This is a genomic window from Enterococcus sp. DIV0210g (assembly GCF_050559705.1).
Lineage (GTDB): Bacteria > Bacillota > Bacilli > Lactobacillales > Enterococcaceae > Enterococcus_B > Enterococcus_B faecalis_A.
In genome coordinates this window covers 2,170,720-2,187,822 of the sequence record NZ_CP187903.1, presented here as the reverse complement: position 1 = coordinate 2,187,822, position 17,103 = coordinate 2,170,720, and the positions used below count along the sequence as shown (strand labels likewise).

Sequence of the window (17,103 nt, the reverse complement as noted above, 5' to 3'; positions counted from 1 at the left end):
AGTCAAAAGGCTGAAGGCTGCTGCTTTTTTGTTTGAATGAAAGGAGAAAAAAACGTGAAAAATGTTTTAAGTATCAGTGCATTGTTTGTCCTGAGCCTTCTTTTTTTAAGCGGGTGCCAAGACAAAGGGATGCAAGCAGAACAAACCAGCTCTTCAAAAACAGCAGAAACAGTAAAAACAACAGCAAGTTCAGAGCAGCAAGAACAAACAGCCGTGCCAACGCTCTTTTTCCATGGATACAGCGGAACCATCAATTCCTTCAAAGGGATGCTTCAGCGGTTGGAGCAAGAAAAAGCAGGGGAAAATGAACTCCTTTTAACGGTTGCGGCAGATGGGAGTGTCCAAGCACAAGGCGAATTGAGCGGAAAAGCAGATGATCCAATGGTCCAAGTCGTTTTTTCAGATAATCAAAACAATGAATGGAACCAGACCGAATGGATCAAAAACAGTTTAGTTTATTTAAAAGAAACATATGGTATCAGCAAAGTAAATATCGTTGGCCATTCGATGGGTGGGGTCAGTGCACTTCGTTATCTCGTCACATATGGTCAGGACACTTCGCTTCCAAAAGTAGAAAAATTCGCGGCACTTGGCGCTCCCTTCAATGATTTTGTAGAAGAGAATAATGAACAGACAGCAGAAGAGGTTTTAGCAAATGGTCCATCTGTAATTTCCAGCCGCTATCAGGATTATCAGCAAAACATCCAAAATCTGCCAAGCTCTGTTTCGATTTTGCTTGTTGGCGGACAAGTATCTGAAACAGATTTAAGTGATGGTACCGTTCCATTGAGTAGCGCATTCGCCGTTGCGCCATTGCTGAAACAAAACGGAAATTCTGTGGAGGAACAGATCATTAAAGGTGCTGCGCATAGTCAACTGCACGAAAGCAAAGAAGTGGATCAATTGGTGAGCCGTTTTATTTGGGATAGATAAGAATACTTTGCTCTCGAAAGTAAAAAATCCAAGTATAAATATTTGCTTACTTTTTGTAAGTGTTATATCATGTTTTTGTAATCAAGAACATGAAAGAAGGATTTATTATGGCTTATCAAGCAAGTAATGAAGAACATCCAATCAACATCGTCAATATCGCTTCACTAGAAGGCAGAGTAAAAGAGCGAATGGAAGCAGGCGCTTTCGGATATATTCGCGGAGGCTCTGAAGACGAATGGACGATGCGGGAAAATACTTCTTCTTTTAATACAAAAAAAATCATGCCCCGCGTTTTGCGAGGAATCGAGTCTGCAGATCTTCGTACATCTGTTTTCGGCATTGATTTAGATACACCAATTATCCAAGCGCCATCTGCTGCTCAAGGATTGGCTCACGAAAAAGGAGAAGCAGCTACAGCAAAAGGAGTGGCTGATGCAGGTTCTATTTTCTCCATTAGTACGTATGCAAACACAACAATCAAAGACGCAGCAGCTGCGGCACCAGATGCACCCCAATTTTTTCAACTATATATGAGCAAAGATGATGGTTTCAATGAATTCATTTTAAATAAAGCAGTGGAGGCCGGCGCTAAAGCAGTGATTTTGACAGCTGATTCAACTTTAGGCGGCTATCGTGAAGAAGATATCATCAACAATTTCCAATTCCCATTACCAATGCCTAATTTGGCTGCTTACAGCGAACAAAGCGTAAGCGGAAATGGTGCTGGAAAAGGGATCGCAGAAATCTATGCGGCTGCAAAACAAGAATTGACGCCAGCAGATATCAGAAAAATCAAAGAGCTGACAAATCTGCCAGTACTTGTAAAAGGAATCCAATCCCCAGAAGACGCAGAAGTAGCCATTTCTGCTGGTGCTGACGGAATCTGGGTATCAAATCATGGCGGCCGCCAATTAGACGGTGGGCCAGCTTCCTTTGAAGTACTGCCGAAAATCGCAGAAGTAGTAAGCAAACGTGTGCCCGTTATCTTTGACTCAGGTGTCCGCCGCGGCGAACATGTCTTCAAAGCATTAGCAAGCGGGGCAGACCTAGTAGCAATCGGCCGTCCAGTGATTTATGGCTTAAACCTTGGCGGAGCAGCAGGCGTTACTTCCGTGTTCGAACATTTGAATAAAGAATTAGCTATCACTATGCAGCTTGCTGGAACAAAAACGATCGATGAAGTAAAAAATACTAAACTTTTGGATTAACTCGAACAGAATAAAAAAAGAGTACAAAACCATTGATCAATGGTTTTGTACTCTTTTTTTTTATGCTTGTTTATTCAACAATTCTTCTGTTAAACGTTTTGCGGTTGGCGTTGCGGCTAATCCGCCTTCTGCTGTTTCTTTGAAAATAGAAGGCATTTGTCTGCCTACTTGGTACATAGCTGCAACAACTTCGTCAGGTGGGATCACACTTTCGATTCCAGCTAATGCCATATCTGCAGAAATGAAAGCTTGAGAAGATCCTAACGCATTGCGTTTGACGCAAGGAACTTCCACTAAACCGGCGACTGGATCGCAAATCAAGCCCATCATATTTTTTAAAGTGATTGCGACTGCTTGGGCTGCTTGATGCGCGGTTCCGCCATTTGCACAAACAAGAGCTGCAGCAGCCATCGCGCTGGCAGAACCAACTTCTGCTTGACAGCCGCCTTCCGCGCCGCTGATTGAAGCATTATTTGCAATCACTAATCCAAAAGCACCTGCAGTGAAAAGAAATTCAAGCTGCTGCTGATGATCTAAATTTAACCGATCTTTGACAGCCATCAATACACCAGGGACGACGCCGGCACTTCCAGCGGTTGGTGTAGCACAGATCAAGCCCATTTTGGCATTCACTTCATTGACGGCGATGGCGTTTTTCACTGCTTTCAAGATCGTTTCGCCGCTCAAAAAGTTTCCTTCCGCCAAATAGGTATCTAGTCTTTTAGCATCTCCGCCTGTGATTCCTGTAACTGAAGTCACGCCCTGTGTTCCTTCATTAATAGAGTGTGACATGACCGAAAGATTTTTTTCCATCAGCGCAATGATCTGTTCCCGCGAACGGCCAGTCATATTTTCTTCTTCGGCAATCATCAGTTCAGCGACAGAAGGATAGGCTTCTGCTTGTTCAACAAGTTCTTTGATTGATAAAAACATTGCTAAGACTCCTTTTAGTCAAAATAATTTACACTATCGATATGGGGCAGTTCCATCAATTTTGCAACTGTCTCATTGCCTTGAGGATCATCAACTTCAATGATCATGATGGAATTGTCGCCTTTTGATTCCCTCGTAACAGTCATCGTACCAATATTGGTTCCTGCTGCGGACAAGATATTTGTTACTTTTGCAATGATGCCTGGAACATCTTGATGGACGATAATAAAAGTCGGCGTTCCCATACTTAAAGAAATCTTGAATCCATTCAATTCGGATATCTGGATATTTCCGCCTCCGATAGAGATTCCTGTAACGGATAATTTACGGTTTCCTTTTGTCAAAAGCATACGCACAGAATTTGGATGTTCTGCTTTTTCATTTTTAGGGACGAATAAAACCTCCATACCTGCGTTATACGCAAGTTCTAGAGAATCAGCCAAACGCTCATCATCAGGCTCCATCCCAAGCAGACCGCCTACTAAGGCAATATCTGTACCGTGGCCTCGGTATGTTTTGGCAAAAGACTCATACAAATAGATGTCTACAGAGTCAGGCTGTTCACCAAAAATACTGCGTACGATCTTTCCGATTCGGGCAGCCCCAGCCGTATGAGAACTGCTTGGTCCAATCATTACAGGGCCAATAATATCAAAAACACTTCTATATCTTAATTCTTCCATTTTCCCCACCTCGCAAGTAAAGATAGATTGCCGTTTTTGCAGTCTAAGTGTAGCACAAAAGAGCGAGATGGGAGGCGGCAGTTCAAGTTTTTAAGGATAATTTTATTTGTTTTTGAGCGAGAGAAAATATTCTGTGAAAAAACATTGAAAAATAGTTTATATTTGCTATAATGTATCAGTGTGCATCCGAACTGCACCAATTTGTCGAAAGTTTCGGCAGATAAAACGTGGGAGGAGAAATATGCATCTCCAATTAACCACATCACGGACTTAAGGAGGTATGTCTCGTGGCAAAGAAAGTAGAAAAAATCGTTAAATTGCAAATTCCTGCAGGTAAAGCAACTCCAGCTCCGCCAGTAGGTCCAGCACTAGGTCAAGCGGGTATCAACATCATGGGATTCACAAAAGAATTCAATGCTCGTACTGCTGATCAAGCTGGTTTGATTATTCCAGTAGTAATCTCTGTATACGAAGACCGTTCATTCACATTCGTTACAAAAACACCGCCAGCTGCAGTATTATTGAAAAAAGCAGCTAAAATCGAAAAAGGTTCAGGCGAACCAAACAAAACTAAAGTTGCTAAAGTTTCTAGCGATCAAGTAAAAGAAATCGCTGAATTAAAAATGGAAGACCTAAACGCAGCTAACGTTGAAGCAGCAATGCGCATGGTTGAAGGAACTGCAAGAAGCATGGGAATCACTGTAGAATAATCTCTGCATCCCGAGGAAGTAGCTTCTCAGTTGGCTCTATATTGAAAGATATAGAACACGTGGGAGGTTCAACCGTTATAACCACAATCAAGGAGGAAACATAATGGCTAAAAAGAGCAAAAAAATGCAAGAAGCATTGAAAAAAGTTGATTCAAATAAAGTTTACCCAGTTGCGGAAGCAGTTGCTTTAGCAAAAGAAACAAGTATTGCAAAATTCGACGCAACAGTTGAAGTTGCATACCGTTTGAACGTAGACCCTAAAAAAGCAGACCAACAAATCCGTGGTGCTGTTGTATTACCAAACGGAACAGGTAAAACACAAACTGTTTTAGTATTTGCTAAAGGCGAAAAAGCAAAAGAAGCAGAAGCTGCTGGTGCTGATTACGTTGGCGATGCTGACATGGTTCAAAAAATCCAAGGCGGCTGGTTCGATTTTGACGTAGTCGTAGCAACTCCAGACATGATGGCTGAAGTTGGTAAACTTGGTCGTGTCTTAGGTCCTAAAGGCTTGATGCCAAACCCTAAAACAGGAACAGTTACTATGGACGTAACAAAAGCTGTCAACGAAGTTAAAGCTGGTAAAGTAACTTACCGTGTCGACAAAGCTGGTAACGTACATGTGCCAATCGGTAAAGTATCATTTGATACAGACAAACTTATCGAAAACTTCAACACAATCCATGATGTTTTAGTAAAAGCTAAACCATCTGCAGCAAAAGGTCAATACATGAAAAATATCAGCGTTACAACAACATTTGGACCTGGTATCCATGTAGACCAAGCTTCTTTCTAATCTTTTAGGTTAGTCAGTCAGCTGATCCAACTGAAAAATAATTCTTGACTCAATCAGCTTAGCGTGCTAAGCTGATTGAGGTTAATAATTAACTGTACCGAAGACAGTAGGTGGCGATAGCCTTAATTTCCTACCGAGGACATCTATTGAGAACATTCAATTGTCCCTCTATGTCTACGGTGGCATGGAGTTTTTTTATTGTGAATCACTAAAAACGAAGTGATTAGAAGAGTAAAATCAATAAGAACAACGTGATTAGATGATGAGCGATTCTGGTTGATTCAACCAAGAACTCTTCCATCAAAATTCAGGAGGTGAAACTCAAAATGAGTGAAGCAATAATCGCTAAAAAAGCAGCAATCGTCGATGAAGTAACCGAAAAATTCAAAGAAGCAGCATCTGTAGTAATCGTAGACTACCGCGGACTAACTGTTGATGAAGTAACTCGTTTACGTAAACAACTTCGTGATGCAAACGTAGAAATGAAAGTTATCAAAAACTCAATCCTTTCACGTGCTGCAAAACAAGCTGGACTAGAAGGCTTGGACGAAGTATTTACTGGACCTACAGCCGTTGCATTCAGTAACGAAGATGTAGTTGCACCAGCTAAAATCATGGATGAATTTGCTAATGAAGCAAAAGCATTAGAAATCAAAGGCGGTATCATCGAAGGCAGCGTGTCTTCATTGGAAGAAATCACAGCATTGGCAAAATTGCCAAACCGCGAAGGACTTCTTTCTATGTTACTATCTGTACTGCAAGCGCCAGTCCGCAACGTGGCTTACGCTGTCAAAGCAGTCGCAGAAAAAGAAGATGGAGATGCAGCTTAATTGCCGCATAGCATAAATAAAAATTACAAAACATTTAAACGGAGGAAACAAAAATGGCATTGAACATTGAAAACATCGTTGCTGAGTTAAAAGAAGCAACTATCCTAGAACTTAACGACCTAGTTAAAGCTATTGAAGAAGAATTTGGCGTATCTGCTGCTGCTCCTGTAGCTGTAGCTGGTGGAGCTGCTGCTGGCGGCGCTGCTGAAGAACAAACAGAATTCACTGTAGAATTGACTGCAGCTGGAGACCAAAAAGTTAAAGTTATCAAAGCAGTTCGTGAAGCAACTGGCTTAGGCTTGAAAGAAGCTAAAGCAGTAGTTGACGGAGCTCCTGCACCAGTTAAAGAAGGCGTATCTAAAGAAGAAGCTGAAGAATTGAAAGCTAAACTTGAAGAAGTTGGCGCATCTGTAACTGTTAAATAATCTATTTGATTATACTTGTCCTCGAATCTTTGTTTTCAAAGATCCGAGGGCTTTTTTTTATTCCTCAAAATACTTTCGTTAATCGCAATTTTTTCTTCCATAGATAAGTTATGCTAAACTGAAATTAGAATGAGAAGAAAGCAGGAGGGCGTATGAAAACGAAGAAGGCAAGGATCACGTTGATTTCTATAGGAGTTCTATTCATTCTTTTTATCGGTTATCATCTTTTTTTGGAATATCAGCCAGATATCCATTTGCTTCTTGATCCAAAAGCCAGCCGCCAAGAGTTGATGGCAACTATTCGCTCCCATGGTTTTTACGCGGCTTTCATCCTGATTTTGTTAACTTCTTTAATGTGTGCAGTTCCGGGAATCCCAACTTCTGTGATTAGTGTGATTGTTGGATTGAGTTATGGACCGTTCCTCGGTACGTTGATTAATGTATTGGGCAATACCTGTGGAAATATTTTATCAATCGCTTTGATGCAGCATATAAAACTTTTCGATCAATCAAAAAAATCCAATCGTTGGGTAAAAGCAATTCGTGAAATGAAACATCCAAAAATCGGTGTGATGATTGGATATATGATCCCGTTCATTCCTTCTTCATTGATCAATTTTGCAGCAACAACACTCAACTTAAAAATAAGAGATATTTTACTTGCCGTTTTAATCGGCACCATTCCGTCCTCTTTACTATATGCTTGCGGGGGCGAAGCTCTTTTTCATGGGTACAGCAAACGAGCGCTTTTATTGGTAGCAAGTGTACTTTGCCTAAGTGTACTAGTAGTGGTTATTTATATGGATCGACGCAAACATCGAGCCAAATAACGAGCAGAACAACTGTCTTTACGATAGTTGTTCTTTTTTTGTTGAATTGCAGCTTTCGATAAAAGAACAGTCATTTTTCTATTTCCAATCTATTTTGAAAGAGGTAAACTAATAAAAGAAATGGAGGAAACAAGATGGAAAAACAAGAAAAAATATCACTTTCAAATTCGCTTATTCTGCTTTTAGCGTTAACTTGCGGCGTAGTCGTTGCAAATATGTATTACATCCAGCCAATTGGAACGAAAGTCGCTGCAAGCTTTTCGATCGATACTGGATCAATCGGGATCTTGACGATGCTGACGCAATTGGGCTATGCATTGGGTCTGCTTTTTTTAGTGCCTCTTGGAGATGTCGTTGATCGTCCCAAACTGATTATTCGGATGTCTGCTTTATCGGCGCTTTCATTGCTGGCTGCCTTTTTTGCACCTAGTTTTCTTTGGTTTGCCGCCGCTTCATTTTTGATTGGCTTACTTTCCATCGTGCCGCAGATCATCATTCCCTATGGCGCTGTTTTAGCAGGTCCAGAAGCAAGAGGGAAGACGATGGGGACTTTACTGAGCGGACTTCTGATTGGTATCTTGCTTTCCCGTACGATATCTGGGATTGTTGCAAGTGTGATCAATTGGCGTTATATGTACTTCATTGCATTGTGTGCCGTGCTTTTATTGACCTTGATGCTTGTCATCAAATTACCTAGAGTAGCAAGCAGCAAATCGCCTTTATCTTATACTGATTCTATCAAAAGCTTGCCTTACCTAGTAAAAACACAGCGTTTGTTGAGAGATGCTTCGATCAATGGTTTCTTTATGTTTGGCAGTTTTTCTATTTTTTGGTCAACATTGATTTTCTATATTAGCAGTCCAGTCTATGGTTGGGGAACATTTGAAGCAGGGATCTTAGCTATTTTTGGACTAGTTGGAGCTGTCGCAGCGCCGATCGTTGGACGATTAGCTGATTCCTATGCGGAGCGAAAAATCGTGTTGATGGGTCTAGCCATGCAGACAATCAGCTTTGTGCTGCTGTTTTTGGGCGGCGGTCATCTTTTCATCCTATTGCTTGCTATTATTTTATTAGATATCGGTAATCAATTTGGTCAAGTTGCCAATCAGACACGTGTGCAAGGATTGGGTGCTGAAACGAGTAATCGAAATAATACAGTGTTCATGTTTATGTACTTTATCGGCGGAGCAGCAGGTTCCTTTTTCGGTACAATGATGTGGCAGCATTTTGGCTGGCAGGGTGTTACGCTTTTGGGGCTCGGTTTTCAAGCGACTGCTTACTTCTTTTATTTCGTAGTTTTCCGGAAAAAATAAAGAATATTCCTTGTTTTTGCAATTTGGTCTAGACTAATCTTGCGCAAAGGAAAAGAAGGTGCTATAATTGGGCTATACCAAATACAAAGGAGCAATCACTATGGAAATCATCCGTGTAAAAAACGCTGAAGAAGGCGGAAAAAAAGCTTTTGAAATTATCAAAGAAGGCATGGAAAACGGTGCGAAAGTACTTGGTTTGGCAACAGGAAGCACACCAATTACTTTGTATAAAGAAATGACTTCAAGCGATTTAGATTTCAGTGGAATGACTTCTGTGAATTTAGATGAATACGTTGGCTTAGGCGAAGCTGATGACCAAAGCTACCGCCATTTTATGAACACACAATTATTTGACAAAAAACCATTTAAAGAAACTTATGTACCAAACGGAAAAGCAGCTGATTTGCAAGCAGAATGCAAACATTACGATGAAATCATCGAAAACAACCCAATCGACATCCAAATCTTAGGAATCGGACAAAATGGACACATTGGTTTCAACGAACCAGGCGCGCCATTAGATGGACCAACTTCTGTCGTTGATTTGACGGAATCAACAATCAATGCGAACAAACGCTTCTTCGATAAAGTAGAAGATGTTCCTACAAAAGCTGTTTCAATGGGTATCGGCTCAATCTTAAAAGGTAAAAAAATGGTCTTGATGGCTTACGGCGAAAACAAAGCGGATGCCATCCAAGGTATGATCCAAGGCCCTGTAACAACGGATATGCCAGCTAGTGCTTTGCAAAATCATGACGATGTTGTCGTGATCATCGACGAAGCAGCAGGAAGCAAACTACAATAGTTCACCTATTCAAATAAAACCGTACAAAATACTTTCCCCATATTTTGTATGGTTTTTTTGTTTGCAGTTTACAACCTAATACCAATATTGGGGGTGCTTTTTTTATGAAAGAAAAGAAAAAAAGTATCATTTTTAAGCGATGGCTTTCTTTTTGTCAAAATTATTCAAAAAACGACTTTCCTCAAAATAATACAATGAAAAAACAACTGTAGTTGATGTTTAATTACAATGCTTCATTTATATTGATTACATAAAGATGTTATTTTTAAGGAGGAAAAGATGAAAAAGAATATTTTGAAAAAAGTTGTGGCAGCGAGTATGGTATGTGTGTCTTTAGGCGGGCCAGTGATCGAGGTAGCAGCAACGACATCCACCCAGCAATTGGTAACAGTAAGCGATAAAGTTTTAGATGAATTCCCAATCAAAAATGGGGATTTCAATGATGGTTTAGAACACTGGATCGTTTCAAGTCCAGGGACAAATAACCCTGAATTGGTCAAAGAAGGCGATAATCAATACGCAAAAGCAACACAAGGTGAAAATATCCATCAATATTTAAACTTGGAACCAAATAAAACGTATAAATTTGTTTATGATGTAGCAGGAAGTAAAGATTTTCCAGCAAAAGTTGAGTTTGGCACATTGAATCATGGTGAAGGTTTTATTTCTTTGCAAGAGTCAGAACATACTAATGAAGAATGGGAAAGAAATGAATTCTCTTTCTCTGCTCCTGATGCAGAAAATACATATATCATTCGTTTTTCTTCAACAGGTGACGGCTGGGCAAAGTTCGATAATATCAAAGTTTACGTAGAAGATACTGAAGCACCAACTGCGCCAAAAAATCTAAAAGCTTCTGACATCACTGAAACAAGCGTAAAATTAGATTGGGAAGCATCTGCTGATAATGTAGGAGTAACCGGCTATCAAATTTTCCGTGACGGTAAAAAAATCGAAACAGTCAACGGCTCAACACTGACTTTTACAGATAGCGGATTAAAAGGAAAAACAACCTATAAATACACAGCAAAAGCAATCGACGAAGCTAATAACATCTCAGAAGTAAGTAATGAAGTTTCTGTAACGACGCAAGCTGCTCCAGATAAAGAAGCGCCAACAGTCCCGCAAAATCTTCGTTTGACTGGAGTTAGAGAAAATAAAGAACTAGGGAATGAAATAGATATTGCTTGGGATGCTTCTTCCGATAACGAAGGTGTAGTTGCTTATAACATATATTTAAACAAACAACTTTTAACGACAGTGGATGGGAATGAGACTTCTTACACACGTAAAAGAGCTGGGTACAATACGAGACATCTTTTTCGAGTGAGTGCGGTTGATGCTGCGGGAAATGAGTCTGAACTAAGTAATACAGAAACTGGAATGGTACAGCAGCAGCAATCGTTTTTCTTATACGCGTCTGATTTGTTAGATAGTTCTATAATCAGTGCATTTGTACAAGTAGGATACGGGGGATATACTGCTTCGGAGTCTGATCTTGGTCGTAAAAGTCTTAATAATTGGATTCAACGCATCTATGTGCCTGCTTACGGATATATCGAATTATTTGATGAGGTAAAATATCAAGGTGAAGAATACTTTATCACAAATAACGATTCATTTGGAAGATATTATAATTTAGAGAGTTTTAAAAATAAAGCATCTTCTTATAAGGTATCACGAACATTAGGAGCAGAAAACGTAAAAACAAAAGAAGTTGGAGAAAAGAGTGTCGAGTTGACTTGGACTGCACCAAGAGCAGAAATCAAAGTAAAAGAATACTCTATCTATCGCGATGGAAAACGTATCGGTAAAGTAGACAGTGGAACAACTTCATTTATTGATAAAGATTTAGATGCTAAAACAACATACACTTATATGATCAGTGCTGTGGATACATCTTCGAATCCATTAAAAAACAGTGAAGAATTATCTGTAACAACCAAAGAACCAGCAGATGCAGAAGCACCAACAGCACCGCCAATTGTTGAGAGTGCTGCATTAGAAGGGAATACATTGCGTGTCCAATGGAATTATTCAAAAGACAATGTCGGTGTTGTTGGCTATATCGTTTATCGTGATGGCAAAGAAGTTGGACGTACGACACGAACACATCTGATACACGTTGAAAAAGATCTGCCTGTTGGAAAAGAGTACACATATACTGTCAAGGCATTCGATGCTGCAGGAAATATTTCTCCAGCAAGTACGCCAGTAAAATTAAAGACAGACGCACGTTTGAAGCATCAAGCACCGACAATTCCGACTAATTTAAAAGCGACTAAAGCTGAAGAAAAAAACGTGAGCCTTACTTGGAGTCCATCTACAGATAACGCAAGTAAATTCCACTACAGAATTTATCGTGATGGCAAGATACTTGTTACTTTAGATGAAAGATTTACTTCTTATACAGATAGAACCGCAAAAGGAAACACAACATACACATACACGATCGAAGCAATCGACCGTGTAGAAAATCTATCAGAAAGAAGTACACCATTAACAGTGACTACACGATAATAACTAAAAGTTTTTCATTTCCAGACAATTATTCAAAAACCGAGAAACAGATAAAACTGTTTCTCGGTTTTTTCTTGTCAGCAGAAGTCTTCATTTAAATTTAATGAATCGGTTCATTTAATTTATTTATTTTATTTATTTTGTGCAGAGAATAATAAAATAGTGATGTTATTGAAAAATTTGATGATGAGAGATGATAACACTGTTATATTTTGGTTATAGATTTGCTGTATCCCACTTTCGATACGATAAAAAACGGCTTAGTTTAATGATACCGCAAATCTTTACCTAAAAAAGTTTATATGAAGGAGAGCAATACGATGAATAAAAAAATCATGATTACCCTCTTGAGTACAGTAGCACTTACAACAGCGATGGTCAAACCGGTAGCTGGCAAAGCAGAAGAAACAGCAGGAAAGAAAGATATTGGTTTAAAATCATATGATGCAGCAAATAAAGAAACAACAGTAAATCTTTATCAATCAGAAGATGTCGATGATTATGCCTATGATGTTTTGCAAACATGGTTCGGTTTCAGTGATGCACAATCTACCGGAATTTATAAAAGAAAAAATGATACGATCATTATCAACGTGGATGAAAGAACTTCTCAAAAACAAATGCCTTCTTATACGATCACACCTATCAAACTAACGCGTTATACCCAAGGAGACCCAGTAAAATTTTATTTGAAAAAAGGTCAAAATATTATCTCAAATAACGAAGAAGGAATTATTCACCTGCAAAATGTCACCAATACTCAAACAAATCAGCAACTGAAAGTAACGATTCAAGGCGGTATCAATATTCCACGTTTTGTTTTAGGCGAAACGACTCAGCAAGAATGGGAAAAACAATTGCAGTATTCTGAGATTCCTGGTTATGAACTTGTGGGAAAAAATACGCTTATCACTGGCTCCTCGGATTCATTGCATCTAATCAAGAATCCAACAATGCTTTTACAAAAACACGATCAAGTAACATACACACATAATCGTACGCACGGTTTAGATAACAGCAGCGCTTTGCATCGCACGTCGATTGGCTCGGTTCAGCACTTGCGAGAATCAGCAACGACAGACACTTGGATGTATGCGTATTATAGACATATAGGCTGTTCTGCAGACGCGATGATTCAAGTATTGCAGCCAGACACGCAAAATCAATGGGGGATTTACCATGAGATGGGGCATACATACCAAAATGAGGCCTTAGATTGGGGAGAATTAGCAGAAGTCACAGCAAATATCTACTCATTAAGAGCTGAAAAAGAAGCTGGAAACCGAACTCGTTTGGAACGTGAAAATGTTTATGCAGATGCATTCAGATATCTTGCACAAGAAAATCGAGATTATAATTCAGAAGAGATGATCGAAGAAGATTTTATTCGAGTAGTGATGTTTTGGCAATTGGAGTTGGCATTTGGCGAAGAGTTTTATCCAAACCTTCATAAATTATACCGAGAAGAACAAGCAGATATGGACTGGGATGGCGAAGTAAAACAGCAATATTTTATTAAAAGTGCCTCAAAAGTCGCCAATAAAAATCTATTACCGTTTTTTGAAAAATGGGGCATCCAAGCAGACGAGGAAACAAAAAAAGAGATTGCTGCGTATCCACGGTTGACGGAAGAAATTTGGACCTATAGAGATGAGATGTAAGAAAGAGGTTGTGAAAACGATGTTCTGCTTCAAGAAATAAGAATAAAAAGACAGAAATAGCTTCTCGCATTTTTGTCTTTTTGGACTTATTTCCGCAGAAGCAATCGTTTGAACACCGTGTATAGAGGTTGTGAAAGAACCGCTCAGCTCCGAGCATTAAGATTCTTTTCAAAGGAAAAAAAACTCCTCATATTTTTCGTTTTTCGAACTTAACATCAATCCCTGCACTCGAATCTAAACAAAAAAAGAGAGTAAGACACAAGCTGGGTGACTTGTTTCTTACTCTAACTTTTTGTATAAAAGTAGTCTAATAACGAAAAATGAAATAGTAAAATAGAATTTTTTGGGTTGTATCATTCAATACAAAAGGTTGGACAATCTTGTGTATTGAAGAAAATATTTATTGCAATAAACTTCCGCAAAGTTTTTTTAAGCAATAAGATTTATATAAGTAGCATACATATCATTGTTATGTTTTATATGTGCGTATTTTTTGTAGAACTATGTTTGTTTCTGCCCTCCTTTCATTAACTATTAAAACATGTGCGGGAATAAAAAAATTCAAATAACAGTTTATTTTTAGAGGAATATAAGTCTGTGTTTTCTTTTTTTTTAAATAATTACATTTTTTGAACCAATAAGCCCCTGTAAAACAGTTTGCTGTTTTACAGGGGCTTATTATTATGATCCCTCTACCATATCACGTTTTTTATAGCCGATAAACCCGACCAGAATCAACACAATACCAATTGCTGCAATCGTCAAGAATGTCGGTAAATCAAAATCATCCATTGGAAGCAAAGGTACCCATGATTGGATCGCTGTTTTTGCAAACCAATCTGGCAAATCTAAGATACCACCGAAATAATTCAACATGAAAGAATAGCCAAGATAGATATAAACGATTTTACCTGCTTTTGGTACCCAGCCTAAGAAAAAGGCAGCTAAGCCGATAAAGAACAAAACAATTGGCAAGAAATTATATCCGGATTCCAAGAAAGTAAGGAAATCCATTTTTGTGTTATCCATCACTGATAAAGCGGCTCCGCCTAAACTGCCGGCACTAAGGAAAAGAGAAGTAACAGCTGTTATAAAAGCTAAACCAATCGTTGTCCAAAAAAGTTTTGCCCGGGTTACTTTTGTAGAGAAAATCTGGCTCATGCGTCCATGAGATTCTTCTGCAAATAATTTATTGACAATAGCAATAGGCAAAATGGCAGCTAAACTGGCCAAAACCATCATGATCGTGCCTGTAAAAGATTCTTCAAGAGAGACACCTGTTTGGATGAACATCTGCTTCATGAGTTCGCTGCTTTCCAAAAATGTCTGCATATCGCCATAGATGGAGCCATACGCGGCGCCCATCAAAAGAAACCCAATCGACCAGCCAATGATTATTCCTTTATTCAAGCGGAAAAATAAGCCTGGCACAGACAGCAACGACCGTTTAGCTTCGCGTCGACCTTCTTTTTCTGGTAAATAGCCCGCGCTTAAATCACGCTTGCTCTCAAGAAAGAAAGCAATCAAAATCATGACTAAACTAAAAATCATTAGGTAAATAAACGGCAGCCAGTCATTCTTTGTGTATGGGAAAGTCAAGTATACTAGACCTAGTGGATTCCACCAAGAAAAGTCAAGATTTGTTGTATCTGTTCCTGCTCGCGCAATGTAAAGCAATCCGATAAAAGATAACGAAGCGCCAGTTGCTCCAGAAGCGTTCGGCATCAATTGAGCAAAAAACAGCCCAATTACTCCGCCTAAAATCCCTGCACCGCCAACAGATAATCCAAATAGAGCGGCTCCTTCAGCCGTGATAGAATCTGCCCCGAAACTGAACATGATTCCGCTAATAGCAGCAGCTAACAGCAAATTGATCAAAATCGTTTCTGTAATAACAGCTAAAGAATTTGCTTGACGGCCAACGCTGAATGAACGAACTAATTCGACTAACCCTAGATCCTCTTCTTTTCTTGTATGACTAACTACGTGCATCAGTGACAAGATGGCAGCAAACATTCCGCAAAACAACAGCATTTGATGGGCATACATAGCACCTACAGTGTAATCAGCGCCATTTGTGATGGGAGTAGGTCCTACCATTGAGATCATCGCTGGATTTTTCATAGTTTCAAACATTCCAGCAGCGCCAGTTCCTTGAGCAATTTCTTCAAAAGCTGGGACATAGGCACTTGAGAACAAACCTAGACCGATGACCCAAAAGATTATTTTTTTCCAATCACGCTTCAAGTATTGGAGAAACAAGATTCCCCAGCGTGTAAAATTTTCACTTAGCATAATTTTCTCCTTCTTTAGGTTCCTTTTTACTCAGCTTCGTAATGGCGCATGAACAAATCTTCCAAAGTAGGGGGAACAGATTCGAATTTTTTTACACCTAATTGTACAGCTTCTGCTAAAACCGTGTTCATTGCTTCATTATCAACAGAAAATTTTGCTTCGCTTCCTTTTTGTATGAAATCATGGACACCTGAAACAGAGGCTAAGCTCTGAACATCTTTTTCTGTTTCCACGGTCACGGCTGAACGGGTCAGATGTCTTAACTCAGATAACGTTCCTTGTTCTACGACTTTTCCTTGGCGAATGATTACGACTTTATCTGCTAAACGTTCCACTTCGCTAAGGATATGGGAAGAAAGGAGGATCGCTTTTCCATCATTTTTGATTTTTTCTACTTCTTCTTGGAAAACAGCTTCCATCAGCGGATCAAGTCCAGAAGTCGGCTCGTCGAAGATATACAAATCAGAATCAACAGATAACGCTGCGATCAATCCAACTTTTTGGCGATTTCCTTTTGAATAGTTTTTTGCTTTTTTCTTAGGGTCGAGTTCAAATCGTTTGATCAATTCTTCTTTTTTTCGGCGATCGCCTTTACCATGAAGTTTGATAAATAAGTCGATGATCTCGCCACCAGTCAGACTGCCCCAAAGATTGACATCACCAGGCACATAAGAAAGGCGCTTATGGATTTCTAAACTATCCTTCCAAGCATCCAGACCAAAAATCTGTGCCGTACCGCTGTTTTTGCGTAAAATACCTAACAGTGTTCGGATTGTTGTCGATTTTCCAGAACCATTTGGGCCGATAAAACCGACGACTTCTCCTGGCTGGACAGTGAATGTAACATCTTCTAGTGCAGTGAATTTACCGAAATTCTTTTGCAGATGTTCTACTTTGATGATTTCTGACATAATAATTGCCTCCTAATATGAATGATAAAATAGAATAATAACTTTATTTTAGTTTAAAAAACACTTTTGCTTCCTTTGTTTTAAACTAGTATCCCTTTATCGAGTAAATAATATTCTTTTTCCTGAGAACTGTCAATCAAAATACAACAAAAAATTTAAACAGTTTATCGCTTGTAAGTTCATTAAATCATATATATAATAAGAAAGAAAAAAATATATACTGTATTTTTAAATTTAGTACATATAAATGGAA

The 17,103-nt window shown here is 39.1% G+C and carries 15 protein-coding genes and 1 other annotated feature; of the genes, 11 read left to right on the top strand and 4 right to left on the bottom strand.

The features are described 5' to 3' along the window. Positions 1 to 36: 36 nt before the first annotated feature. Positions 37 to 933: an alpha/beta fold hydrolase gene (locus IGI64_RS10550; protein ID WP_429940501.1), complete on the top strand. Its 897-nt coding sequence runs from the start codon at positions 37 to 39 to the stop codon at positions 931 to 933. 107 nt (positions 934 to 1,040) lie between these two features. Continuing rightward, on the top strand, positions 1,041 to 2,141 hold the full coding sequence (locus IGI64_RS10545) for a lactate oxidase (RefSeq protein WP_429940500.1): 1,101 nt from the start codon (positions 1,041 to 1,043) through the stop codon (positions 2,139 to 2,141). A gap of 60 nt (positions 2,142 to 2,201) precedes the next feature. Here IGI64_RS10545 and sdaAA read toward each other — a convergent pair whose 3' ends face one another. Both sdaAA and sdaAB read right to left on the bottom strand, forming a co-directional pair. Continuing rightward, complete coding sequence (gene sdaAA, locus IGI64_RS10540) at positions 2,202 to 3,074, bottom strand: L-serine ammonia-lyase, iron-sulfur-dependent, subunit alpha (RefSeq protein WP_016624599.1); 873 nt, start codon at positions 3,072 to 3,074, stop codon at positions 2,202 to 2,204. A 14-nt stretch (positions 3,075 to 3,088) separates the two neighbouring features. Then, on the bottom strand, positions 3,089 to 3,757 hold the full coding sequence (gene sdaAB / locus IGI64_RS10535; protein WP_016624598.1) for an L-serine ammonia-lyase, iron-sulfur-dependent subunit beta: 669 nt from the start codon (positions 3,755 to 3,757) through the stop codon (positions 3,089 to 3,091). Positions 3,758 to 4,044: 287 nt separating this feature from the next. On the opposite strand from sdaAB, the gene rplK reads away from it, so the two are divergent. From rplK to IGI64_RS10490, 9 genes are all read left to right on the top strand, one after another. Then, complete coding sequence (rplK, locus tag IGI64_RS10530) at positions 4,045 to 4,467, top strand: 50S ribosomal protein L11 (RefSeq protein ID WP_016624597.1); 423 nt, start codon at positions 4,045 to 4,047, stop codon at positions 4,465 to 4,467. 103 nt (positions 4,468 to 4,570) lie between these two features. Then, positions 4,571 to 5,260 (top strand): 50S ribosomal protein L1, encoded by a 690-nt coding sequence (rplA, locus tag IGI64_RS10525; RefSeq protein WP_016624596.1) that lies wholly within the window; start codon positions 4,571 to 4,573, stop codon positions 5,258 to 5,260. 79 nt (positions 5,261 to 5,339) lie between these two features. Next, positions 5,340 to 5,466, top strand: a sequence feature (ribosomal protein L10 leader region). 120 nt (positions 5,467 to 5,586) lie between these two features. Beyond that, the gene (rplJ, locus tag IGI64_RS10520) at positions 5,587 to 6,090 is read left to right on the top strand and encodes a 50S ribosomal protein L10 (protein WP_016624595.1); all 504 of its coding nucleotides are present in this window, start codon (positions 5,587 to 5,589) and stop codon (positions 6,088 to 6,090) included. A gap of 53 nt (positions 6,091 to 6,143) precedes the next feature. Beyond that, complete coding sequence (gene rplL, locus IGI64_RS10515; RefSeq protein ID WP_016624594.1) at positions 6,144 to 6,515, top strand: 50S ribosomal protein L7/L12; 372 nt, start codon at positions 6,144 to 6,146, stop codon at positions 6,513 to 6,515. Positions 6,516 to 6,667: 152 nt separating this feature from the next. Next, positions 6,668 to 7,345 (top strand): TVP38/TMEM64 family protein, encoded by a 678-nt coding sequence (locus IGI64_RS10510; protein WP_429940430.1) that lies wholly within the window; start codon positions 6,668 to 6,670, stop codon positions 7,343 to 7,345. A gap of 134 nt (positions 7,346 to 7,479) precedes the next feature. Beyond that, the gene (locus IGI64_RS10505; protein WP_429940429.1) at positions 7,480 to 8,658 is read left to right on the top strand and encodes an MFS transporter; all 1,179 of its coding nucleotides are present in this window, start codon (positions 7,480 to 7,482) and stop codon (positions 8,656 to 8,658) included. Positions 8,659 to 8,758: 100 nt separating this feature from the next. After that, positions 8,759 to 9,463, top strand: coding sequence for a glucosamine-6-phosphate deaminase (gene nagB, locus IGI64_RS10500; protein WP_016624587.1), 705 nt, complete (start codon positions 8,759 to 8,761; stop codon positions 9,461 to 9,463). Positions 9,464 to 9,742: 279 nt separating this feature from the next. Continuing rightward, positions 9,743 to 11,983, top strand: coding sequence for a fibronectin type III domain-containing protein (locus IGI64_RS10495; protein ID WP_429940428.1), 2,241 nt, complete (start codon positions 9,743 to 9,745; stop codon positions 11,981 to 11,983). Between the two features lie 320 nt (positions 11,984 to 12,303). Then, positions 12,304 to 13,644 (top strand): M60 family metallopeptidase, encoded by a 1,341-nt coding sequence (locus tag IGI64_RS10490; RefSeq protein ID WP_429940427.1) that lies wholly within the window; start codon positions 12,304 to 12,306, stop codon positions 13,642 to 13,644. Between the two features lie 681 nt (positions 13,645 to 14,325). Here the strand turns inward: IGI64_RS10490 and IGI64_RS10485 are convergent. Next, positions 14,326 to 15,939, bottom strand: a complete 1,614-nt coding sequence (locus tag IGI64_RS10485) for an ABC transporter permease (RefSeq protein ID WP_429940426.1) — start codon at positions 15,937 to 15,939, stop codon at positions 14,326 to 14,328. A gap of 26 nt (positions 15,940 to 15,965) precedes the next feature. Then, positions 15,966 to 16,850, bottom strand: coding sequence for an ATP-binding cassette domain-containing protein (locus IGI64_RS10480; protein WP_429940425.1), 885 nt, complete (start codon positions 16,848 to 16,850; stop codon positions 15,966 to 15,968). Positions 16,851 to 17,103: the final 253 nt, after the last annotated feature.

Bases quoted from the DNA above. Each gene is read 5' to 3' on its own strand.
- rplA (WP_016624596.1), top strand. From the start codon at position 4,571: ATGGCTAAAAAGAGCAAAAAAATGCAAGAAGCATTGAAAAAAGTTGAT.
- sdaAA (WP_016624599.1), bottom strand. From the start codon at position 3,074: ATGTTTTTATCAATCAAAGAACTTGTTGAACAAGCAGAAGCCTATCCT.
- rplJ (WP_016624595.1), top strand. From the start codon at position 5,587: ATGAGTGAAGCAATAATCGCTAAAAAAGCAGCAATCGTCGATGAAGTA.
- IGI64_RS10490 (WP_429940427.1), top strand. From the start codon at position 12,304: ATGAATAAAAAAATCATGATTACCCTCTTGAGTACAGTAGCACTTACA.
- IGI64_RS10550 (WP_429940501.1), top strand. From the start codon at position 37: ATGAAAGGAGAAAAAAACGTGAAAAATGTTTTAAGTATCAGTGCATTG.
- IGI64_RS10505 (WP_429940429.1), top strand. From the start codon at position 7,480: ATGGAAAAACAAGAAAAAATATCACTTTCAAATTCGCTTATTCTGCTT.
- IGI64_RS10495 (WP_429940428.1), top strand. From the start codon at position 9,743: ATGAAAAAGAATATTTTGAAAAAAGTTGTGGCAGCGAGTATGGTATGT.
- IGI64_RS10510 (WP_429940430.1), top strand. From the start codon at position 6,668: ATGAAAACGAAGAAGGCAAGGATCACGTTGATTTCTATAGGAGTTCTA.
- rplL (WP_016624594.1), top strand. From the start codon at position 6,144: ATGGCATTGAACATTGAAAACATCGTTGCTGAGTTAAAAGAAGCAACT.
- IGI64_RS10480 (WP_429940425.1), bottom strand. From the start codon at position 16,850: ATGTCAGAAATCATCAAAGTAGAACATCTGCAAAAGAATTTCGGTAAA.
- IGI64_RS10545 (WP_429940500.1), top strand. From the start codon at position 1,041: ATGGCTTATCAAGCAAGTAATGAAGAACATCCAATCAACATCGTCAAT.
- IGI64_RS10485 (WP_429940426.1), bottom strand. From the start codon at position 15,939: ATGCTAAGTGAAAATTTTACACGCTGGGGAATCTTGTTTCTCCAATAC.
- nagB (WP_016624587.1), top strand. From the start codon at position 8,759: ATGGAAATCATCCGTGTAAAAAACGCTGAAGAAGGCGGAAAAAAAGCT.
- sdaAB (WP_016624598.1), bottom strand. From the start codon at position 3,757: ATGGAAGAATTAAGATATAGAAGTGTTTTTGATATTATTGGCCCTGTA.